This is a genomic window from Paenibacillus sp. FSL H8-0048 (assembly GCF_038002825.1).
Classification (GTDB): domain Bacteria; phylum Bacillota; class Bacilli; order Paenibacillales; family Paenibacillaceae; genus Paenibacillus_AQ.
The window spans coordinates 3,777,019-3,800,002 of sequence record NZ_JBBODF010000001.1; the positions used below are offsets into that span (position 1 = coordinate 3,777,019).

Consider the following 22,984-nt stretch of genomic DNA (forward strand, 5'->3'; position numbering starts at 1 on the left):
TTAACGCTCCGCTCCGCGCGGCAGTTTTTTATGTGATGCTACTGGCGCTTCTGACCCTTTCGCCAGCGGCTTTTCCAGAAAATGCTCCTTACGGTAGCAATACACATAGAAATTGTAATCGCCCGCAAAGGGAAAGCAGCGTAAATAATAACGATGCTCCTGGGTTTGCATGGAAAACCCGTATACATCTGTACTCCATGCACCACCAATACGCGCCTCCGGATGCTGGCTGCAAAAGCGAAGCATGTGACGGCGACTTTTCAATACCTCCTGTTCACCCATCGCTTGGAATACCTTGCCCAATTCATCTTTAAACGCAGGCGTTTCATAAGGGGAGCTTCTCGTGAACCAATTGACCCAAAACTCCTCCCCTGAACGCCCAAAATCACCACGCAAATGCCCGATACAGGCTCGACTAATTTCCTCCTCAGCAGATGCGGAATAAAAATAAGCCGCATCCTCTGGTGCGGTGGCTTGCAGCTTTTCATCCATAGCTTTTCCTCCCGGCTGGTTTAGTTAATGGGTGCCCCCTGTTCCAAAGTCGTTATAGCTGGATAAGTTGGCATGATAAAAGACAACATCTCCATCCAGCAGGGAGAAGGTTGCCCCGTAAGGATCAACAAAGCTACGCTGAAAGCCCTCCAGTTGCCATTGATTGCTGAGCGGCGCATCCTTATACTGCAAATGCGGCTCGTTCAGCTTTTGGTTGCGAATCGTTTCCAGCTTGAAATTTACGATAATATAACCATTCCGAAGAAAAATAGAAGACTTGTCGTCCAGCCGATGGGTGCGCCCGTACTCAGCTACATTAAAGCCCTTAGGTACGACATAAGGTGCGGCGGGCAGACTGTACTCCCCAAACCAGCATTGTACCGAGGCTTGGACGCGAGCAGCATTCACACCTGATGGAGCCTTCTTGCTGCCAATCAGGGTTCGCAATTGTGGCGGCAGCAGCATGACATCGTACCCGCCCACGTAGGTGTTCTGTTGTGCATTTTTCAGAAATTGACGAACATACGTCTGCTGATCTCCAGTTGAACCGTTTAAGGCCCATAGAGAGATAGCCGTTTGCGTCAACTCCTGCTGGGAAACATTTCGTAAGCGCGTGTCCAGTATGACCTGTCTTCGCTCTGTATCTGCACTAGAGCCAATTCGGATGAAGCGTGTATTTCCCGAGTGATAGTACAGGTCTACCTCCTGTCGATTTTTCCCCGTACTGTCTACAAAATAAAAGGTAGGCGTAATTTTAATGCCATCGCCTGAACCGAACATGTTACCGAGTGTTTTCACCTCAAACTTGAACTGATAGCCTGTTTTTACCGCAATATTTTTCTTGCCTATTTCCGGGTGACTACCAGGACGAATCGGCAGCACAAATGGAGAGGTATTTCCTCTTGCTGCACCATCAATGCCGTTTTTTCCAACCCAGTAGCTATTTCCGGTCGGTGTGGCACTGCCTTTAGCTGTACGGAACACCGTTTCCCACTGATAATCGGCAATATCCGTAATCCGAAAATCGAATATACGCCCAATTACCTCCACATCAACGGTTTGTGTCGCAACATGATGCGCATTGTCCAGATTGGCATGCATTTGTGAGGTGAAGGCTGCGGGACTGTTTTCAGCAAGCGTTTGGAACAACATGGTATAATGGCCTTCATCCACCCAAGTCGGCAGATAAAAGGCAGTCTGTAGCTCCCCGACAGGAATGGAGATCCAGGTTTCCTTGGGAATCAGTGTTGTCCGATCTGCCCGATACACATCAAATGGAAACCAAACCTGCTTGTCCCGCATATATTTGGCATAATCGCGACTGCCGTAGCCTGTGATGCTCCGATGCTGTCCGCTGGTTGGAATAGCTACAGTAAAGGGACGATTTAAAATGAGCGCTGAACGTCCAGCAGTGGGCTGTGTTTTCTGGTTATGCGCCTTGTCGTCAGATACGGATGCCAGGTTAACTACGGGAGTATGAACGGTTACAGGATTGATGCCTTGAATCGGGAAGCTTTGTGCTTGTCCGCCACCAATCCCCTTGACCAGCTTATAATCCAGCTTGCCTGAGCTTGGCTGACTAACCTTGTTGCTCTTGCTTGCATCAATCACATAGCCCTGCCCATACAACACATTCTGTCCAATCATGGACGGCGCAGGAATACTTCCCGGTGCTGGTGCGGCCTCCTCTGCCTGACGGCTATCCATCACCGTTTGACCGCTGAACACCAGTGAATCGTTTCTTACCTTGATTTTCCCAATGGCTGCCTCCGCCTGTGGCTTCCAGTTTTCACTAGGGACACTTGGACGACTACTACCGCCCTGTATCGTTTGTCCAGGCAGCGTTACGTTTTGATAGACAGGATCAGTGAGATGAGATGCAGTATCTGTTGTATGCGTGACAGCTACATTGGGCTGTGTATAGCCCTTCGGCTGGAGTACGACCTGACCAGCAGGCAGTGCATAATTTGAAACGGTTGCTTTTTCAAGGCCGTACACTTCTAACCGATTAATCAGCCAATAGCTATATTTTCGCTCTACTGTATAGCTATTGGTCACTATTTGTGTATCTGAACGGCTAACTGATACAGTCGTTGCATTTCCCTCACTGTCAGGAGGACCCGGCTTGGTTTCTGTCCAGCGCAAAGTATAGGTGCGGCTAACAGTAATAGGGTATGATTTTTTGCCCTTTATCTCTGAGAACTTGCTACGATATAAATAGGATTTGGCCTGAGCTTGTACATAAAGAGACTCTGAGGTTGGAATGCCCTTGAGCACATCAAATTTCTCTTGTCCTCGTTTATCTGCTTGTATAGACGCTGTTACTGATGGCTCCATTATTTCAGCTTCCTTCGTGCCCCCAGGTAAAGGCTCCTCTGTTTGTCCTCCGTCCTGCTGCTTGTATTCTGCAACAAGATCGGTTCCACCTAATGCAACGGTAAAGCTCCGAACACGCACCTTATCATTTGTTTCTGGATTTTCTTGCAGCCATTTTTTTTGGGTATTATCCTGCTTTGGTGATATATAGGATCGGACAATCGTATAGGTTTTGCCCCCATCTTCAATAACTTCTGGAAATTCGTGATTGATTTCCTCCCCGATTTTATATTTACCCTTTAAAAAAGTAACCTGAGGCTGTTGAATGACTTGTCCATCAACCGTTTTAGCAATAATATCTACTGGAAAGTCAGCACTTCGATAGTATAGATGGATGCCAAAATAATCATCGAGATCATCGGGATGCCGCCAGCCCTCCGCGCCCTTAATACCAGACAAGGTGTAAAATGGTCCCTTGCGAACCGTACCATCCCCATTGATAGAAACCATAACCGCATAAAAGTACAGGTCATCATTATCCTTAATGCCCTCCATGCCTGCTGCCCAAAGCCGCTGTGTTACAATCTCCTCTGGTATTTTGTAATAGGAGGTCAGGGGCTTTCCTGGTACTGGAGGATTTGGAGATTGTCCTGTTTGCTTCACCTCTTGATTAAGGAATACAGCATGAGGCTTAGTCCTTGGATCAGCACATTGCTTGGGAATGGTTGTAGAGCATACCTGTTCTCTTGTTACAACCCATCCCACTGTACGGTATCGGATAGCGTTGGATGCAGCAGTGCTGGTTATTTCAAACTTCACCATGCCGTCCTCTACACCCATAATAGGCGGTGCAGCTTTTGCTTGCTGGTTAGGGAAGATTGGCATAAAAAAAGTGCATGCAAGCAGCATGCACAGTAGACGCTTATAAAATTTTGTATCTTTCATAAGATTACTCCACCTTTGACATGGTGTAATTATTAAATAGGCTTGCAGTTGGTGAAACCTTTAGGGTTTTTCCCCAATCGCCACCTACGTTCGTAGTCAATTTAATATCGGAGTATCCTTCATACCATACGTTTTTTTCAAGCTTTATATCTTGGGGAAACCACTCATCATAAATAAGCTGCTCCTGCTTATTAAAGGCGATAAATTTTACTCGAAATTTTACTCGTACGTGATAAGAACCAAATCCATCCTTATAAATTAGTGATGGCTCTGGCTCCAAATAGCCTGCCACTTGAATTTTGTTGGTCTTTACCCAATCTACATACTGTCGAATGTATTTTAGTTCTGCATTAGAGTTTTGCATTTTTGTATTAAACACAGCTTGCACCCAAGCATCGTCTATTGTTCTGTAATCGACATTAAGCCACAGACCGCCAAAAGTCTTTAATCGCCCCATCCATACATTTATATTTTCCATTGTAAATTCAGGAACCTTGGAGTAAAGCTGTGCCGCCACTCTTCGATCAGTTGGCTCTGAATACGGATAAGCCAATTCATACATTTCATTCGGTATATCTGCCAAAATGTACGGATAATCTGCCGCATTTTTAGGAAGATTGATCTTTCGGATGAGTCGTCCCCACTCATTGGTATCTGCTTCGGACAGTTCTTTTGTTTGTATCAGCACCGTTGATGTCTTGCTCTCCCATTTTACCTCAGCGCCCAGCACCTCGCTGACAAAGCGCAGCGGCACAAACGTTCTACCGTCAGTCATGACAGCCTGTGTATCCAATTCGACCTGCTTCCCATTCACAGTAGCTATTGCGGAGCCAATGGTCAGGCGAATATCCTGCCCCTCACGAGAAATGGGAACAGATCGACTTTTCCCCTCCCAGCCCACCTTGGCGCCAAGCGATTCCGCGACAAATCTTACAGGTACTAGCGTACGCTGATTCGCATCAATATAGGCCTGTGCATCGGGGAACCAAATCTTCTTGCCATCCAGCACGACACTCACAAAGGTAGGCGGTAAACTGGAGGCAGTCGCACTTGCAACAGGTACACTCACAAGCAAAACGGCTATAAGCATAGCCAGTGTCCATTTCCTCATCCTGCTTCACCTCTTCGATTATTTTCAATTACAATATTGGAAGGATAACCCTATTACAGTAAGCATAACGTCAACATAATAGCATGTCTACCCTTCCCGCAAAGCTTTAAGGCAAGGGCATATAGCCTTTTTGTGCGGCAGCATGCTCGCTGGTGAAGGTTTCTTCGATAGGATAGTTGTAGCTACTGGAACGGCGGTAATATACCTTCAATTCTCCTTTGCGTGCGCCCACAATTTCGGGCAGCTTGACCACTCGACTACCACCAAAGGCATAGCTGTTGTACACCTTGCTGCCCATCGGAATTCCTTGCAAAAAAGCAATGACACCTGCATCTTGAATGGAATTGTGCCAATCCTCTAGTGGAATGGATGGCAGTGTAAAGGTATAAGCTACACCGCTACGTAGGGCAACCTCAGTATGCTGGTTAATCCGATAAGCCAGCTCGTCCTGAAGAGCTTGAACAATAGTGCTTTGCCGAACCTGTTTAAAGAGGCTCCCATCGTTCAGCAGCGGAATAGCTGTTGCTGATAGCTCCGAGCGTAAGCCCTCCTGCCAGCTATGCGTGCCAGCAGCATATGCCAATACCTGCTCATCCAGTGTAAAGGAAAAGCTATTGCCCGCCGTATCCGAATAGACATAAGGCTTCTTTAAGCCCCAGGCTGCCCCCATAATGGTCTGGCCATTGCTATCTATCCATTCATCCTCTGTATACACATAAAACCCGTCATAGCCAACAATAGCGACTGCCGGAACATATCGCCTTAGCACACCCTGCGCTATCGGATCTGCCGCAATCCCAAAGTTTAGATACAGCGTGTGATAAAAGGCTTCTATTGCAGCCTCCTTGTTTATGGCTATACGCTTGACCGATTCGTAGCGGGACTCCTTTTGCTCATTTGCATTCAGAAGTAGCGCTTGCGCCGCTGCATCTACAGCGGCATCCAAAGCAGCATCGTAGCGTAGCTCCAGCAGCATTGTTTTCCGCAGCAGCTCGGTTTCAAGCTGATTGATCTGCGCGAACGGAAAGAAGATCAATATACCAACAACAGCCCATTCAATCCACTTCATTACGCACCACCCCGCCGTAAGGAATGACTATTTTCTCGCTTGCGCTGACAGCGTTGTTTATAAAATCAAACATCACTGTGCCTGGCGTGCGACTTTTATTGGCGACCGTTACGGCAAAGGTATCCCCTATTTGCAGCTTGTAGCGGCGAAGCGGGTCATCCTTAGGCATAGACTGTTTGGGGAACAGCGTCTCCATAATTTGTGCCTGATAAAAGTTGTCTGTAAGCAGCTCATAGCGATTTTGAAAGGTTTCAGGCCGCGTCACATCGGTGTATACAGGCACAATTTTTTTGCTTTCATGCTGCATCTGTACGTCAAACACCAAGCCTGTTACGGACAGTGCTTGAACAAAATCATTGTACATTGTTGGCGAAATATACCCCTTGTCTCGTACACTGTCTACAAACGTGGTTGTCGCCTTCATCGCCACTAGCTCCGATAAATCATCCTGCTGCTGAAAAGCGGTATAGATGGGATACAGGTACAACAGCAGCACAGCTAACAGGATGGAAAAAACCTTCATATAGCTGTTCATCGCATTCTCCTTTATGAGGACAAGCGGACACGTAGCACTTCTCCATTGGAATCGCGGTCATAATGCACCTGATAGCGTGCATTCATCCGAGGGCCCTCAGGCAGTCCGTTCTCACGCTCGATGGGAGCGGAATACCGCACACCATCGACCACGATTTCAACAGCTCCCTCCTCCAAACGGGCAAGCAGATGCAAAACCTCATTGCCTGACAAACGACCATCTCCCGTAAGGGGGCTAAGAGATTGCTGAATGCTGCGATCCAGCCCTGTTCCTGCCAAGTAAGCAGTCCTCGTCATGGCATTCCCTGTGGTGAATAGCCCTAGCCCACTCGTTATCGCTAGCAGGAACAGCAAGCATGCCGCGCTCATCTCCAGCATACTCCTGGTTGCATGTCCCATGTCGCTGCCTCCTTTCTTAAAAGCAGCGAGCAGACGCAGGTCTGCCCACTAACCCTGCTATTTCTTATTGCTGACGGAAAATAATACCACGAATGACGTTACTGCGATCCAGTACCAGTTGTGCCTTAAACTTCCCACTCGGATTGACATAGTTCACATTCGCCTCATCCACCGTATGACTAAGCTTTCCTGGCGCTTCGCCAACGACCGTTCCATAGGTGATGCTATCCAGCGGCACTCCAGCATTAATCACCTTGCCATACCATTGTCCTGTCGGATTTTTACCTGTCACGATTTGAATGCCGAATTGCTCCTGATCGCTGAACTTACGCAGTGCATTGACGACTTGGCTGCCAGACAGCGTGGTATTGTCATAGACGGTAAATGCCGTTTGGGATAGCTCGGTTTGAATATTACTGAAATTGCTCTGCGCCGCCTTGGTGGAATCCTGTGCGGACGTAAACAAAACAACCGCCAGTGTAATCAGGGCGATGGCAAGGAAAATCCCTGCGGCCATTACCAGTGCTTTTTGTGCATTTGACATATCTTTTTCGCTCCTTTGAAGGTATAAAGTGGTACAGCAAAAAGCCCTCCCCTAATGGAAGAGCCTGTAGAGCCTTGTGAGTTATTGAATGCGTTGAAGTTGTTCATAATACACCGACATTTGATTCAGACTGACCCAAATGAGGGGCAGCACCAGATAGCCAAAAATGAGCGTCATCATAGGAGCGAACCCAATCCATCTGCCCCAGCCTGCCTTGTGTTCAATTAATTGCTCATACTCCTGCTTGCGCTGCTCTTGGGCAAAGGCATACTCGGACTCCAAATCGTCAAAAACCTCTCGAAGTGGCAGACTCTGAGCCGCCAGCTCCAGTTTTTCGACTGTGCGCACAAAGGGAAGAAAGGGTACATCCTCCTTGAGCTGTACAAGCGCCTGCTCAGCGCCTTGGTCGAAATGCAGCAGGCAGGATTCCAGCGGCTCCTTGAATAGCCTTGCAAACTGCTCCAGCCAAATCAGTAAATCCTCCACCGACATGCGCTCCATATGGGCTAACATGGCTATGACTGTATGCAATTGATCTACCTCATGCTTCATTTCCATCTGCCGCATTTTTCGCTGAAATAGACGAATGCCTACTGGAAGGTAGTAACCCGCCCAGCCAGCTAGCAGAATAAGCAGCACCTCCCACCATTTCACATATTGTTGGTCAAGCTGCTCCAGCTTGCCTAAAATGCGCCGCGCATCTGCCTCAAGCTGCGCTTCGGTTTTTCCCTTGTCGGCCTCACCTCCTAAAAGTGATAAAATGTTTTCCATTGAGCGCTGCTTCATCCCCTTTAGTTGCTCCATCATCTGTCTATCCAGAGCTAAAGAGGCCTCTGCGCTTGCCTGCTCCTCCGATGTCGGCTGACCGAGCAGGATGCCAGAGCGCACAGGCGTGTACAGGAGCTGATGGCGCTCTGTGATGTGCAGTGCCGTACCTATGCAGATTGCCATGAGCAGGGCGAGGGCTCCTGCCATTATTCGCCGGAGCGTAAACCATTCCAGCCGCAGCGGAGATCCGCTTTCCTTGAGCAGCCTAGTTAGCTTGGTCGCTTCATCGGAGCCAGGAGCTGGCCCTAAGCGATGGACAAGCTTGCGAACCCAGCCCCACTGATACAAGCGCTTTTCCCAAATTGCTCGATTCGTAGTTTTGGGCGTTACCTCCAGCTCCTGAATGTGCCGCAGCAAAACATAGGAGATCCATACCACTAGCAGCACACCTAGCTTGGTTACCCAGCCAGAGGTACTCGTATAAAAGGCTGCCATTGCCGGAAAATAACGACTTGCCCATGCCTCCAGAGGCTGTGTGAACAACAACGGAAATAGGGCAATCACGGATAAGCCTTGCAGCAGAAAGCCAAGCCGTTCTCGTCTAAGTAGCTCCATATTCAGCTCATTGGTCAGCTTGCCTAATGATTTTAAATATAGAGAGCCATCCTCGGTCTGCTTGTCCCCGTATTCCTTCGTCAAGTGGGAAAGTCCCGCCAAGCCTTTTAAATAGCGGTTAGGTGCAGTTTCTAAATACTGCTCCAGCCGTTCCTCCGAATGACTGTCTGATAGCACCTCCACCAGTTCCTGACCATGAAGCGCCATCTCATAAGCGGCGGAATCTGCCGCCTCATAAAGTGCCTCCTCCACCATGCCATGCCGATGATAATGATGCCGCAGATCACCTAAAAAGGTGCGAAGCTGGCGCAGCAGGCGAACCTCCAAGCGCTGCACTGCCACATCGGCCATCATCCCATGCACGACCCAGCAGCCAATGATCAGCATGAGCAGACTCAAGGGATCACGCACCCAGAAGAGCAGGGGGAGGCTCGCCAATACAAGCACACTCCATGCCCACATGGTCACGCGCATCGTTTCCAGCCGCAGCTTCCACTCATCCCCCATTTGCAGGATGGTCAACCGTTTGCGAATGGAGCTTAGATAGGCATGAATCAAAGGCAACCTACTGCACAGCAGGTATAGCCGCTGCATGAGCTGATGCAGTGCGTGCTTTTTACTGTTCTTGGCTGGCTTGCGCAAGGCCTCATATTGTCGCGCCGCACCTACCTCAGAGCTGTAGCGAGAGAGCCAGAGAAAGGCAACCCCGACACCCAGAAACAGCACCGTTGCTGTTCCCAGCAGTAACGAAAGTCCATCAAGCCTCATGCTCATCCCCCCAATGGCTTAGAAATGCCAAAAAAGCCGCTTGGTCAGGGCCAGAGAGCCGCTCCAGAATGGCGCTGCGGCAAGGGGCTGATAAAGGATTCACGGCAACATACTGCCCATTCTGAAACTCCACTACATTGTGCGCCTCGTATAACGGGCGGTCCGTAGAGCGCTGAAAATACGTGGTCATCGTATCCATAAAGGCGCTCATTTTTCCCTCTAGCGTAGGCAGCTCCCGAAAGTGTGTGGGATAGGCTGTTTCATGCTCCAATGGCACACACTCTGTAATGCGTTCAATATAACGCCGCCCATCCAAATCACGGCGCAGATGGATATCAAAGTTAATGACGCTGACGACCTGCTGCTCGGCTACTCGTTCATTCGTAAACACACCTGTTTTAAGCAGGGAGTTACGAAGCGCATAAACCAAATCTCGAAAGGTCTTGGCATGATGGGTAAACAGTGTAAACAAGGAAGCCACCTGCGCCATTTGAACCATCCAGGCTGCGACCGGATCGGTGGCTACCTCACCCAAAATATTAACGGAGCCATCCGTTTTCTTTTGAATATCCAGACCTGCCTGACCAGAAATGGTATCTGTTTCACGTAAGCTGAGAATGTTACGATTCGGATAGATTTTGCGGAGCTGTAGCTCAAAGCTCATTTCCTGTACCCGGATGGGAAGCAGCGCCGAAATATGTTTTACCATTGCCATAAGCAGGGTCGTTTTACCGCTACCCTGTGCACCGGTAATTGCTGTAATCCGTTCACCCATGACCAAAAAGCGAATAAGTCCAATCGGCAGCTCCGCATGTTCGTCCTGCAAAAGCTGCTCCAGTGTGGCACTTTGCACATCAAATTTACGCACAAAAAAAGCCCACGATTCGGATAATCGGGGGCGCAGCACAACCACGCGAGAGCCATCTGCCATTTCATTGACCTTATAGCCGTTTGCCTCGGACAGCTGACCGGGGAAATTGTGCTTGTAAATATTCTGGCAGACACGGCGAAGCTCCTGTTCTGAACCAAAGGACAAAAAGCTCAAATGAATAGATTTCCCCTGATAGAATAGCCAGACACTATCATAGGAACGCGGAACCTCTCGCAGTCTTGCCTGGGCTGTGCCCTCGCCCTCCCATACGGAAGGAGGAATACCCGATACCCCGCCAGATATGCCATCTATGTGCATATCCCGTAGCTCGTCCACCACACTAAAGCCCTTGTATTGCTGATAAATCCATTGAACCACAAGCTCCAGCTTGTCCTGCACTTCAAGCAGCGGCTGCTCCTGCTCATAAATCTCAGTAATCTCCTCGGCTGTGATGCGATAAACCTCCTCATTTCCTTCATCCTCTAGCAGCTTTGCCTCGTCCAACGCATAGCACTGAATCAACTGACTAAGCGCCTCATAGCCATGCTGCTGCTTATATTTGTGCAGCAAAATATCAAAGTGCTCCTGTGATGTAAGCTGTTCAGGATTGTCAAAGGGAATTAGCCGATTTAGGCTGACTTCATCCAGTGTAAAGTGGTGGGTAAGCAAATCAGTAATCACCTGTTTTACATATTGCTTGTCCCGCAAATCGCCAGAGGTTGCACCACGCAGCGCGCGTTTCAGCTCTGCCCGCTTGCTTTTACGCCGACGATACTCCTCTTCTGATAAGCCATAGTCGCTCAGATTCGCGCTTGTCAGCTCATGCAGCGTATGCTTGATGTAATCTGTCATGCCCTCCAGCGTATAAATGGGAGCTTCTTTCGGCTGGTCGGGCATGATGCGGTTCATGCGAAGAAACAGCAGGCTAGCTCCTGCCAGCAGTAAGCCTAAAATAAGCAAGCCATGCCAAGTGGCCATCATTGATCCGTCTCCCCCCTTCCACCAAAGAAGGGCTGGAGTCCGCACTCGTTGATGAGTGCCTGCGCCACTTTTCTTACCTCCTGGACATAATTATAATTTTCATGCGCCTTTCCTACCTGCCGATTTCGGAAGAAATAACGAAGCGCATCGCCATGCTGACGATCATCCAGCCAGCCTGTGTTGTAGCTCATTGGATAAGTAGCTTCACGCTGCTTGCCAAACTGTCGCAACAAATTTTTGGCAGTCCAGACCGAATGGCTATCATACTGACCAAACACGAGTAAATGCTTTTTACTTTCCAGTAGCTCCTGCATGCTTGCATGCCGAAAAAACTGCTGAAGTACCAGCTTATTTTGTGGCAGACAGATCACTAGCACATCCGCCTCTTGTAGTAGCTTCATCGTCCACGCACTCCTAGCACCGCAGCCACCGTCTACAAGCACCAAATCATAAGCGCGCTTCGCCATATCCAACATGGAGGATAGCCAAGGCATTGCCGTAAGCATAAAGCTCTCATCTGTTCGCTCAGAGCCTGGCAGCAAGTCTAGCCTGTCCTTAAGCAACGGCAGTGTGTAGTTATAAATCATGGTAGGCTGCAGCTTTTGATTTTGCACCAGCCGCAGCAGCGCATCCACCCCCATATCCGTGCCACTCAGTAGGTCACCCTGCTGCCATGAGGCGCGTGTAAAACCCTGCTCCAGTGCGGCAAAACTGCTCGTGGTGTGACCAAACAGCACGGAACGTGCCGTATACTCCAGTCCCAGCAAGGCAGATACCGCCGTCAAATTGCTGGTTACTCCCGCTTGACCGGATACCGGACTCCAACACACAATCGTATGTCCCACAGATTAACTCCCTCCTTATTGTCCAATTCATTCTTCATCATCATCAGTATCTTCCTCTGACTCGTGCCTTCCGCAGTTGCTTCCATGCCTGCTGCGCTGCCCTCTCATCCCATTCCAGCAGATGCTTGACCATATCCAGCACAGTGCGGCGATAGCTGCCTGTTATCCGTCTAATGTCTATTCGGTTGTGATGCTGATTATCCAGCTCCACAGAAAGATTACGCTCGTCCAGTGCAAAACGAAAAATAGGATTCTCCCACTGGATATGCTGGGTATCCAGCAGTTCATCAAGATAGATTTCTGTGATGCTTGCGGGCATAAGCTGGGTGAGCATTTTATAGAAGGACAAGGGTCTTTCCTCCACTTCATGCAAACACAATCGCTGCATTAGCTCTGCATTTCGCTTTAAATGGTGCATCCACTGGCTACTGCACCAGACTCGCTTGTCATAGGAGAGTAGTTCTTTCCTTGAAATAAACTCTGTATGGTCGGTATCCAGCAGCATAATATCATAGCTCCTAGCGGTCGTCTGTGGCTGGAGTTGGCGCTCTAATTGTGCTACTGTGATAAATCCATAAGCAATATCCATTCCTTTAAACTCATACACCGCTGCAAGATAAGAGCTGTCTGGTAAATAGCTCCTTACTCCCTGTCCTATAGTGGAATCCACCAGTAGTACCTTTAGCCCCATAGTCGTTAGCAGCTTACCCAAAATGAGAAGCAGATGGCTCTTATCCGGCGCGCCTAAGAACGCAATTTTCTTCACGTTGTACTTCCTCCTCACTGATTAAAAATTTCCTGTAGCTTATCCGTATCACTAGATGGCTGTGGCTCTGAAGAAGCAGGTAGAGTGACCTGTGGGGATGGTGGAGCAGGTTCACTCGTTGGCTGCATTGTTCCTGGGATTGTGGTAGGTACTTCCTCCACCCCGGGCTCTACTGAAATTGGCTCCTGTGCTGCGGGCTCAGCAAGCTCCGGCTGCGGCAAGGTCGATTGCTGTGCCAAATTGCTTTGCTGCGTTGCTGCGCGCTCATTCATAAGCTGCTGCTGCACGGAAATATTGCCAGACATCACCCGTAGCTTATCTGCCTCGCTCATGTCACTCAAATTACTTTCCAGTGTTTTACGAAGTCTACGCGCCAGATCTGTCGTTGCCTTTTCAATCAGATTTGGGTCTTGTTCCAACAAATCCAGCACTACGCTGCTTGCGGGATAATTTACGATAGCTGCTGCCTGTAGACCAGCCTCTACATAGGTCAATGCATATAGTCTTGCTCCCTGCAAGTAGGCATCTATAGTCGCACTGGAGAACAGCATTCGGTCGGACTCATTTAGCTCTAGCCAAATGACAGTCCCTTCTCGCTGTAGCACCTGCTTTTTGGAAAGAACTACAAAGTCCTCACCTGTGGGAAACTGAATCCGCACATCCACGTATTGCTCCTTTTTCAGCAACGTGGGAAGCTGTATAATTTGAAGCTCTTGAACCCGTACATCGTTTGCAATTGGCTTACCCTCATATAGCATAGCTGGAGAAATAAGCGCATCGGTCTGTAGCTCGACCTTGGTGTACCTGCCAATAATCGCATTTTTATCTGTAATTACATTTGCCTTTAGCATGACAGCAGGTACTGCAACTGATTTTAAATCATCCGCTGTAATTTGGCTTCCAGCAGACAGGGCGCGAGTTAATGCCCATGTTTCACCTTGTGCCTGCTGCTCCGCTACCTTCAATTGCTGAATTTGTTGTTCATATTCTGAAATTATGACCTGTTTCTGCTGCTGTTGCTCCGCCTGGCTTTTTACGGTAAAAACAACCGCTGCGGTAAGGAACAACACGCCTAAAATAATGCTAGCTATGATGAATAGCTTACGACGATGATACGTCCATGACATAGCTTCTATCTCCTTTCTATTTAACGTGCATCCACACGCTGCTGCGCCCTTTTCTTCTCCGGTGCTTGCTGCTGCTCTAGTCGCTGCTGCACCCAACGTGGAATATGCTCTGGTTTCACGCTCCCCAGCATATCGTCCCGATTCCAGCGCTGCTCCTTACCCGAATATACATTTCTGACATATACAGTCCTGCCTCTGGAGTGAGGGGACATCCCAAAGCCGCCTATAGCCACAACAAGCTGGTGATGTGCGGCCCGATATTCAGGGCGCAGGCGTTCAGGGCGAATAGCCAGCAGCTCATTTTCAAAATTAGCTTCACTGGTAAGTGCATAACATTCATTCGCCGTTAATACAGGCATATCCAGCAGAAGATTGGCCCGCTCTTGCTGCAAGGCAGCTACCTCATCCTGAATACGCTCCGTAAAATCCTGCATAGCCATTAAATAGTCGTTTCCTGACTCCGCACCATAATATTGCTCCATGCTCAGCAGATTTTGCCGTGTGCAATAACAGACCAAATAAGGCTTGTTCTGCTGCTCGGCTACAGCGAGAATCACCTCAACCTTGCCGATTTCAATGGCTTGAACGACCTCATATCCCTTTACCACCCGTTTCTCCTGCGCCATTAAGCATCCTCTTTTCCATGCTTTTCTTGTTCTCCTGTCCGTTGCTTACGGTCTGAGATGCACGGATGATGACTTTCCTTGTCATCCTCTTGCTTATGGCGACCAAAGCCGGGCTTTTCCTTCATCAAGCGTTCATAGGCACGTCGCATCCCCTTAGTAAAATCCATGTTTCATTCACCTCCTCTCTCTGAAAAAGGGCATAAAAAAACTCTCCCTTTACAGGAGAGCCGGTTACCCTATTTGATTGTGTATACAAGCATTAGCGCTCATGCTCACGCTGCCGCTTTCGATACCAGCCCTCCAACAGTTGCACAATGAGGTCTTCCTTCTGCTTTTCAGTGAATTCCCTTGGAAAAAAACGCTCAATTCGTTCACGCTGGATATGCAGCTTCTCCTTCTGGTTCGGTTTCTCCTCCGTAAGAATGGAAAAAATAACATCCATATTCAGCCGCCCATCCAGGCTTAGCTTCTTCATACGCTGCGCTTGTGCCAATGATGGCGTACAATCCTCAGACTGCATCGTTTCGTAGAGGTTCTGCTGCTCTTTTTCGGACAAGTAAGATAGCTCTACTGCCGGATTAAAGGCAATTTGCTTTTCATCCACCATTTCAAGAATGGTTGGGGTAAGTTCGGTTAGGCGGATATAACGTTGAATTTGTCTACCGCTCTCCCCTGCTTCCTTACCAATAGCATCAGCACTGTCCAACTTCCCGCCAACTTGTCGGGAAGTTAAATCACTACGCTGACCCTGCCGATTCATCGCTTCCATCTTCATTTTGTAAGCAAAGGCCTTCTCACTCGCTGAAATGTTCTCCCTTTGTAAATTGCTATCCACCATAATGATCGTTGCCTGATCGTCGTCCAGTTCTCTTACAATACACGGCATAGTTTCTGCAGCCGCAAGCTCACTGGCTTTTTTTCGCCGATGCCCCGCAACCATTTCATAGCTGCCATCTGGCTTCGGACGCACCAGACCGGGAACAAGAACACCATATTGCTTCACACTATCTGCCATTTCCAGCATGGCTTCATCTGCCTTGACCTTAAAGGGGTGGCCGTGAAACTCACTGATTTCAGCAAGTGGAATCTCCACTACCTTTTCCCGCTGCGCATCAGCACGGCTTTCATCTGTCGAGAATAAATCATCGACTGTGCTCAGCTTGATGCTGGCGCGTCTGTCGTCTTTCGCTGCCAATACGCTGCACCTCCTTCGTAAAAGCCATATACGCCTTCGCAGCCTGACCATTTGGATCATGCGCATAGATGCTTTTTCCCTTGGCACTCGTTTCTGCCGCGCGGATGGACAAGGGAATTTCATCCTCAAAAACACGCAACTTGTCCCCATACTCATGCCGAAGCAGATGAGCAATATCCTTGGCGAAATTCGTGCGGCTATCTACCATCGTGAGCAGTACACCATCCAGCGCCAGTTTCGGATTAATTTGACGGCGCACACGGGCAATGGTTTGCAAAAGCTGAGCCATACCCTTTGCTGGCAAATAATGCGACTGTACTGGAATAATGACACTATCTGCTGCTGCCAAGGCATTGATTGTCAGCATCCCCAAGCTTGGCATGCAATCAATAAGGACATAATCAAAATCCGGCTTTACCCTGTCGATATATGAGCGCAGAATCGTTTCGCGGCTCATCGTGTTTACAAGAGAAACCTCAACCGCCGACAGCTCAATATTGCCTGGGATGAGTGCAACGCCCTCCTTATGCTGCAATATTCCTTCCTGTGAATCGTAGTACTCCTCCATCATCGTTTTGACAAGTAAAGTAGCTAACGAAACAGGAATGCTATCAGGCTCTCGGTAGCCCAAGGAATCTGTCAAATTCCCTTGCGCATCTGCATCCACTAGCAATACTTTTTTGCCTTCCTTAGCCAAGCCGATTCCCAAATTTACAGCCGTTGTCGTTTTGCCTACACCGCCCTTTTGATTAGCTAGGGCGATTACCTTTGTCATTTGATTTCCTCCCTTCAATGTGAAAAAGCCGACTGCGCTGAATTTCAGGGCAATCGGCTCTTTAGAAATATCTATATAAAAAAAGAGCATCCTGTGAAGGACACTCTCTTGGATAACCTAGTTTTCGATTTTAAAAAGTTTCTCTTGATCCGATAAGCGTAAAACAATGTGTTCATTACTATTAAGTTCTGTAGGCAGCTTGTCCTTTAAGATTGAGAACACTAACTGAATTTTATTTTCTTTTGCAAACTTACTGACCTTTTTTAACTGATTGCCATGCATTAATTCCTTTTTATCATTAAGAATAAAATTCAAATTAGGCAGACCTTCTTTTCTTGCATATAAAATATAGGCTATATCAAAACAAATAATTTCACCCTGTTTTTTTCCTGAACTCGTATTTGCATTAAAGCTTTCAAACTTATAGTAGTCTTGTTTAGTTTTAGTATCTTCTGACACTGTAAAAGATACCCCGTATTGTTCACCATATAATTGGTTAGAAACATTAGCAAATATACTATTAAATTCCTTCAATTTATTTTTCAGTATTTCTTGAAAACCATCAGAAAATCTATTGCCTTCCAGTAATGTTATTTCATTAAAAATATTTGTAATACTCTTGTCCACAGTTTCTAATTGCTCAATTCCGCTTTCAAGTTCACCTACGCGTTGGTATAATTTTGTAAGTTCACTCACAATATTCTCCAAATCCTGAAAAGTATCACTTGCAATAATTTTCTGAGATAAGTATTTTTCATTTAACAGTAATTCATCAAGACCTTTTTTATGTTCAACAATTAATGATTGAATTCTAGGAATATCTTGAGTAACAAATCTTATTTTTTCTATAATCATTTTATTATGATATTCAACAAGTTGTTCAAAAGTAGTATGAATACTACTTATATTTTTTTTAGCTATCGTGTATATTTCTCTTAGTTCAGGTAAATTAATATTTGACATGTCTTGCTTCAGTTCCTCCTCTGTCTCAAGAAGAAGTTGCTCTCGCAATGTCAATTCGCTTATCCTAGAACTTATAGTGCTTACCCGATATTTCAAATCATTCAGTTCTTCAAGTTCTTGCCTATAATTTTCATTAATATTTAAGTTTGATTTTTTCTTGTTGAGTTCAAAAATATTATTCCTAACAATATCTAATTGCATTTCCAGTTCATTTTTGGAATGAAGTTTTTCTAGCCGTTTTTTATGCTCCTGTTCTCCCTTCAATTTAGTATTTAATTGAGATCTATCAGAAACAGGTAACCCAAACATAAACAAATATAAAGTTTCATATTCGAAATTGGTCGTAAATGTATTTAACACTTTTAAAGTATTATTAATTCTGTCATTTTGATACCTGATATAATGAGCTATGAGTTGACGAAAAGAGGGGCTAAGAATTTCTCTTTTCCCTATAATTAATTCGTCTAGCTTTCTTTCAAAATCTTTACCACTATTCTTAGTTAAGTTTTCTCCATTAATAGACATAATTTTTTTATTTCTCTGCAAGAAATTCCGCTTAATTACTATTTCTTGAGAAGAATCATCTGTAATATCTTCTTTAAGGATTAAGGTAATTAGAACTTCCTTATCCATCAAAAAACTCTTTACATAATCAATGTTCTTTTTAGTCTCAGGATCAATATAGATTACTTCTGCATTTCCTCCCAAACAATAATCTATAAGAGCAAGAACCGTTGTTTTCCCAACATTGTTCCCCGTTTCTAAATCACTTTTCCCTTTAGTTTCATCAACTATTAAATTTGCTCCAAGATGAAAATTAATATTACGAATAATTTCCGAAAAAGAAGATACTATAAGTTGTTTTAGGTACATATAGATACAATTCCTTTCTCATCAACTTTAACTGCTTCAATTAAATACAGCCAGTCTAAGCAGTATGAGAACATTCTTAGCGAAATATCAAATTTTTGCTTAACAATTTGGTAAAGAGTAAGTATTTCATTCTCTTTTTTTTCCGTAATTATTTTAAGTATTAATGATGCATAGTAATAAACACTAAGTTCTGGTTTTATATCGTTAGGAAGCAACATAATTGTACCCCTCTGGATTCTTAAAGATTTTACATCTAATAAATGCATCTACAGTAATTATTTTCACACACATTTCAATAACATCTTCCTCAATGTCATCTAAATTGTTACTACTGACAATATACTCTTCAAGATTAGTAACCACATTAAAAAATTTTTCCACATTACTCAATTCTGGCTTACATAATTCCTTCTCGTAAAGAGATGTCAATTTACGTAGTACAGAAATCCTCTTATTCCTGCCCTCTCGTTCAAACTCTTTGTATATTGAATCAAGTTTTGAATAATAGGGAATATATTCATTAATAGTTGTTTCTTTGATAAGTTCCAGTTCATTGAAAATTATTTTGCCATCAATATTAAATGCATCTAAGACAGATGTTGAAGTTCCTTCTTCTAAATCCTCTACGGCTAACAAATTCACAATAGTAGCTAAGTTTGAAGTGATTTTCACCTGACTTGGTGCTCCTCCAAACTCTTTTACAAACAAGTCATATACTAAGCTATAATCTCCTATAGATAATTGAGAAATAGTAGTTAAAATGCTTACTTTATCTATGATGTCTTGCTGAGGATCGAAAGAGATATTATAAGAATTGTTATAAGTAATGTTTCGTAAATTTTTTGCATCATCTGCAATAAACACAAATTTTATATTATATCCTAACTTAGCATAAGCCGATATTTTTTCCCTCTTCAATGTACTCTCAATTTTTTGTTTTGTGGCAGTTGAGGAAACCTGCACAACTAGTTTATTTACTTCATCTATTAAATCAATTGCTTCTGTGTTAGCCGTTGATGTATTAGCTGACTGTAAGTTAAATTTCAAAACAATGTTTAATAAGTCTCTGAAAAAAGACTCAGCATGGATATTTAAATCCAGTACATTTAATTTACCGTTCGTTTTTATTCTATTAGCAAGAGTTTCTAGTCTTTCTGAGATGTAGGTGTAGTATCTTTGCCTTTTCATTCAGACAGTCCCCCAAATAATAATAATTGAAAGCAAAATTATTATTATTACATTATACTACTTCAGCCAATTGCTTAATAGATCCATATTGAATTTAAAAAGAAAAGACCTGAAAATTGAAAAGAGCATCCTGTAAGGACACTCTCTCAGCATTCTTATTTCAACTAGAAGCTACCAAAGTCATTTTCCCACTTCAAATCCAAAACAATAGAAACATCTATGGTGTCATTCAATACCTTATTTCTGTAGTCCTTCCCCTTATTGGTAAAGGACATATAATTAACTGGAAGCTGGCAACGGAAGACTTCTACGTATCTGTTCGACATAGTCCTATTACGCACTCCACATGTGTCGTATGCGGGAACATATCCACCGGCGTGACCTCCACCGCCCGGTATCCCCCATCCTCCAGCACCCGCAAATCGCGGGCCAGTGTCGACGGGTTGCAAGACACGTACACGACACGCTCCGGCTGCATCAGCAGGATGGTCTCCAGCAGGCGCGGGTCGCAGCCCTTGCGCGGGGGATCGACGACGATGACGTCCGGGGTGATGCCCTGCTCTTTCCAGGCCGGGATGACATCCTCCGAAGCGCCGACTTCGAACTTCACGTTGTTCATTCCGTTCAGCTTCGCATTGGCGCGGGCGTCCTCAATGGCTTCGGGCACGATCTCAACCCCGTACACCTGATCCGCATGTTGCGCCAGGAATAAGGAGATGGTGCCTATGCCGCAGTAGGCATCGATTACGGTCTCTTTGCCGGTGAGTGCAGCGTATTCCAGAGTTCTGCCATACAGCACCTCGGTCTGCGCCGGGTTCACCTGGTAGAAGGAGCGTGCCGAGATAGCGAACTGTACATCTCCAATGTAGTCATAGATGACCTCACTGCCCCAGAGGACACGGGTATCGTTGCCGAAGATGACATTGGTCCGCTGGGTGTTGATATTCTGGCAGATGCTGACCACTGCCGGAAGCTGCTCACGGATGCTGCCAAGCCAAGCATCCAGATGCGGGATATCCCGGCCGTTCGTGACCAGCACCAGCATCATCTGGCCGGTGCGGAATGCCTTCTTCACCACAACGTGGCGGAGCAGGCCACGGCCGGTCTCTTCGTCGTAGGCGGTGATGCCCAACTCACGGCCGAGGCTCTTGACGGTGGCGACGACCTTGTCGTTATCCTCGTGCTGGATCAGACAGGTCTCCATGTCGATGATCCGGTGACTGCCCCGTGCATAGAAGCCGCCGACCAGACCGCCTTCGGCCACCCCGATAGGTACTTGGGCCTTGTTGCGGTAACGCCAGGGCTCGTCCATGCCGAGCGTAGGCAGCACGCGGATGCCTTCAGCCCGGTAACTTGCATCGGCCGCATTGCCACCTTCAACCGCAGCAAGCTCTGCACCTGCATTTGCACCATTCGTATCAGCGCTACCGCCCACTGTATCTCTACTTGTCGCACCGGCACCAGCCACCTCTAGCTTCCCGATCCGCTGCAGGTTGTCCACTACCAGCTGCCGCTTCCACGCGAGCTGCGCGGTGTATTCCATATGCTGCAGCTGGCAGCCGCCGCACTGATCATAGATCGGGCAGGGCGGCGCGATACGGTCGCTGCTGGCCTGCACCAGTTCCAGCAGCTTGGCATAGCCGTACTGCTTCTTGGTCTTCAGCACTCTGGCCCGGACTCTCTCACCGGGAAGAGCTCCCTGCACAAATAGGGTAAAGCCCTCTACACGGCCTACCCCTTCACCTTCATGGGTCATGCCGATAATATCGAGCAGGACCTCGTCATTCTTATTTACAGGCAGTCCGACAACAGCGGCCGGTGCTTGTTTCCGGCGGCTTCCACTGCGCCCGCTGCGGTGTTTACTCATAGATATAGGTTCACTTCTTTCATGTTCTTCACTATTTATCACGTTAATTACAGTACCATCAAACGAAGCAAGCAGGACTGTAAAGCCGCTATTTTCTCAAAAAGCTGTGAATCCGGCGTCGATGCGGACCGTAGTGCGCTTATTTCGTCTCCAGCAGACAATTCCGAGCTCAAAATCCGCACATAAGGTCACTGGAGTCCACTTAGCTGCCGCAAAACAGCTGTTGGCACAAATAAGCGCCGCTGAGTCCGCAAACCCAGCAATTCGCCACAGCACACTGGCCGCTCAGACCCTTCCATCACACGCCTTGCCTCAATCCGCCGCCCGCCGCATCACCGCTGACGCTTGGCCTCAGCATACCTCTCCCCATTGCCACCAGCCAGTCAACTAACTATTCTGCGCGAAAATCCGCAGATGCTGCGGCAGGATACTGAAATTGCCCGGCAGGGTACCGCCCAGCTCACCGTCCAGGTTCAGCTGCACGTGGCCGGGAGAGGTTACCTCCATGGCATCGGTGCGGAAATGGACAACCTTCTTGTCGCTCAGGTGCTCTCCACGAATGGTCAGACGCACCAGCCGGATGAACTCGGCCAGGTTGCATTTCTTAACGGCAATAACATCGAGCAAGCCGTCATCGATACGCGCCCCCGGAGCCAGCTTCTCGAAGCCGCCGACCGAATTCGTGTTGGCGATCAGGAAGAGCATGAACTCGTCATGGATCATCTCCTGGCCGTTCGCGCGGATATACAGCTCTTGTGGAGCAAGGCTGGCCATCTTCTCGATCCCCTTCAGGTAATAGGCAAGCTGACCCATCATGGTCTTCAGCTTGCTGGGGACCTCATAGGTCAGCTCCGTCAGCTGTCCGCCGCCTGCTATATTAATGAAGTAACGGTCATTGGCTTTGCCGAGATCAATCAAGCGCGCTTCCTGACGCAGAATCAGGTCGCAGGCTTCCTCCCAATTCTTCGGAATGCCCATGGCCCGCGCGAAATCATTCGTTGTTCCCAGCGGTAATATGCCTAGCGGCGGAAGGTTCGGCTTCTCCGCCATCCCGTTAATCACTTCATTGAGCGTACCGTCGCCTCCGGCAGCTATGATCAGATCATAAGTACCGCGTTCCACAGCCTGGGCTGCAGCCGCAGTAGCATCGCCCTCTCCCGTTGTTGCATGGCAGGTAGCTTCGATACCGCCCATATCCAGCCGGTCAAGAATATCGGCGAGTCGTCTTTTCATTTCTTCCCGACCAGAAGTGGGATTATAAATCAATCTCGCAGTTTTCATTACCGGAACGCCACCTGTTTATATAATGGATAACTTTACTGATTATACCCAATTCTGTACCCCAC

Annotated in this window: 21 protein-coding genes; all 21 read right to left on the bottom strand. The window is 47.1% G+C overall.

Features of this window, described 5'->3' with window-relative positions; translation table 11 throughout:
- The 21 genes from NSU18_RS15965 to NSU18_RS16065 all read right to left on the bottom strand — a co-directional run bounded on the left by NSU18_RS15965 (window position 1) and on the right by NSU18_RS16065 (window position 22,919).
- A complete protein-coding gene (locus NSU18_RS15965) occupies window positions 1-492 on the bottom strand; it encodes a hypothetical protein (protein WP_341014618.1) in 492 nt (163 codons plus the stop codon).
- A 24-nt stretch (window positions 493-516) separates the two neighbouring features.
- Complete coding sequence (locus tag NSU18_RS15970; RefSeq protein WP_341149511.1) at window positions 517-3,753, bottom strand: DUF5704 domain-containing protein; 3,237 nt, start codon at window positions 3,751-3,753, stop codon at window positions 517-519.
- Window positions 3,754-3,757: 4 nt separating this feature from the next.
- Window positions 3,758-4,864: a copper amine oxidase N-terminal domain-containing protein gene (locus NSU18_RS15975; RefSeq protein ID WP_341149512.1), complete on the bottom strand. Its 1,107-nt coding sequence runs from the start codon at window positions 4,862-4,864 to the stop codon at window positions 3,758-3,760.
- 106 nt (window positions 4,865-4,970) lie between these two features.
- Window positions 4,971-5,933, bottom strand: a complete 963-nt coding sequence (locus NSU18_RS15980; protein ID WP_341149513.1) for a hypothetical protein — start codon at window positions 5,931-5,933, stop codon at window positions 4,971-4,973.
- The gene (locus NSU18_RS15985) at window positions 5,920-6,468 is read right to left on the bottom strand and encodes a hypothetical protein (RefSeq protein WP_341149514.1); all 549 of its coding nucleotides are present in this window, start codon (window positions 6,466-6,468) and stop codon (window positions 5,920-5,922) included. Before NSU18_RS15985 ends, NSU18_RS15980 begins: the two co-directional genes overlap by 14 nt.
- 11 nt (window positions 6,469-6,479) lie before the next feature.
- Complete coding sequence (locus NSU18_RS15990) at window positions 6,480-6,866, bottom strand: hypothetical protein (RefSeq protein WP_341149515.1); 387 nt, start codon at window positions 6,864-6,866, stop codon at window positions 6,480-6,482.
- 64 nt (window positions 6,867-6,930) lie between these two features.
- Window positions 6,931-7,410, bottom strand: coding sequence for an ABC transporter permease (locus NSU18_RS15995; protein ID WP_071639604.1), 480 nt, complete (start codon window positions 7,408-7,410; stop codon window positions 6,931-6,933).
- A gap of 81 nt (window positions 7,411-7,491) precedes the next feature.
- The gene (locus NSU18_RS16000) at window positions 7,492-9,561 is read right to left on the bottom strand and encodes a hypothetical protein (protein WP_341149516.1); all 2,070 of its coding nucleotides are present in this window, start codon (window positions 9,559-9,561) and stop codon (window positions 7,492-7,494) included.
- Entirely contained in the window at window positions 9,551-11,413 is a 1,863-nt protein-coding gene (locus tag NSU18_RS16005) for a pilus assembly protein CpaF (protein ID WP_341149517.1), read from the bottom strand. The genes NSU18_RS16000 and NSU18_RS16005 overlap by 11 nt, the downstream gene beginning before the upstream one ends.
- Window positions 11,410-12,258 (bottom strand): MinD/ParA family ATP-binding protein, encoded by an 849-nt coding sequence (locus NSU18_RS16010; RefSeq protein WP_341149518.1) that lies wholly within the window; start codon window positions 12,256-12,258, stop codon window positions 11,410-11,412. The genes NSU18_RS16005 and NSU18_RS16010 overlap by 4 nt, the downstream gene beginning before the upstream one ends.
- Before the next feature lie 43 nt (window positions 12,259-12,301).
- On the bottom strand, window positions 12,302-13,024 hold the full coding sequence (locus NSU18_RS16015) for a hypothetical protein (RefSeq protein ID WP_341149519.1): 723 nt from the start codon (window positions 13,022-13,024) through the stop codon (window positions 12,302-12,304).
- 14 nt (window positions 13,025-13,038) lie between these two features.
- The gene (locus tag NSU18_RS16020) at window positions 13,039-14,151 is read right to left on the bottom strand and encodes an SAF domain-containing protein (RefSeq protein WP_341149520.1); all 1,113 of its coding nucleotides are present in this window, start codon (window positions 14,149-14,151) and stop codon (window positions 13,039-13,041) included.
- A gap of 20 nt (window positions 14,152-14,171) precedes the next feature.
- Window positions 14,172-14,777 (bottom strand): hypothetical protein, encoded by a 606-nt coding sequence (locus NSU18_RS16025; RefSeq protein WP_341149521.1) that lies wholly within the window; start codon window positions 14,775-14,777, stop codon window positions 14,172-14,174.
- Window positions 14,777-14,944, bottom strand: a complete 168-nt coding sequence (locus tag NSU18_RS16030) for a hypothetical protein (RefSeq protein WP_341149522.1) — start codon at window positions 14,942-14,944, stop codon at window positions 14,777-14,779. Before NSU18_RS16030 ends, NSU18_RS16025 begins: the two co-directional genes overlap by 1 nt.
- Window positions 14,945-15,036: 92 nt before the next feature.
- Complete coding sequence (locus NSU18_RS16035) at window positions 15,037-15,972, bottom strand: ParB/RepB/Spo0J family partition protein (RefSeq protein ID WP_341149523.1); 936 nt, start codon at window positions 15,970-15,972, stop codon at window positions 15,037-15,039.
- Entirely contained in the window at window positions 15,920-16,747 is an 828-nt protein-coding gene (locus NSU18_RS16040) for a ParA family protein (protein ID WP_341149524.1), read from the bottom strand. Before NSU18_RS16040 ends, NSU18_RS16035 begins: the two co-directional genes overlap by 53 nt.
- A gap of 117 nt (window positions 16,748-16,864) precedes the next feature.
- Window positions 16,865-18,583: a DUF2326 domain-containing protein gene (locus NSU18_RS16045; protein ID WP_341149525.1), complete on the bottom strand. Its 1,719-nt coding sequence runs from the start codon at window positions 18,581-18,583 to the stop codon at window positions 16,865-16,867.
- The gene (locus NSU18_RS16050; RefSeq protein ID WP_341149526.1) at window positions 18,574-18,849 is read right to left on the bottom strand and encodes an ABC-three component system middle component 6; all 276 of its coding nucleotides are present in this window, start codon (window positions 18,847-18,849) and stop codon (window positions 18,574-18,576) included. The genes NSU18_RS16045 and NSU18_RS16050 overlap by 10 nt, the downstream gene beginning before the upstream one ends.
- A complete protein-coding gene (locus NSU18_RS16055) occupies window positions 18,788-19,771 on the bottom strand; it encodes an ABC-three component system protein (protein ID WP_341149527.1) in 984 nt (327 codons plus the stop codon). The genes NSU18_RS16050 and NSU18_RS16055 overlap by 62 nt, the downstream gene beginning before the upstream one ends.
- A 307-nt stretch (window positions 19,772-20,078) precedes the next feature.
- The gene (gene rlmD / locus NSU18_RS16060) at window positions 20,079-21,638 is read right to left on the bottom strand and encodes a 23S rRNA (uracil(1939)-C(5))-methyltransferase RlmD (RefSeq protein ID WP_341149528.1); all 1,560 of its coding nucleotides are present in this window, start codon (window positions 21,636-21,638) and stop codon (window positions 20,079-20,081) included.
- Window positions 21,639-22,025: 387 nt separating this feature from the next.
- Window positions 22,026-22,919, bottom strand: a complete 894-nt coding sequence (locus NSU18_RS16065; RefSeq protein WP_341014640.1) for a diacylglycerol kinase — start codon at window positions 22,917-22,919, stop codon at window positions 22,026-22,028.
- Window positions 22,920-22,984 lie beyond the last annotated feature (65 nt).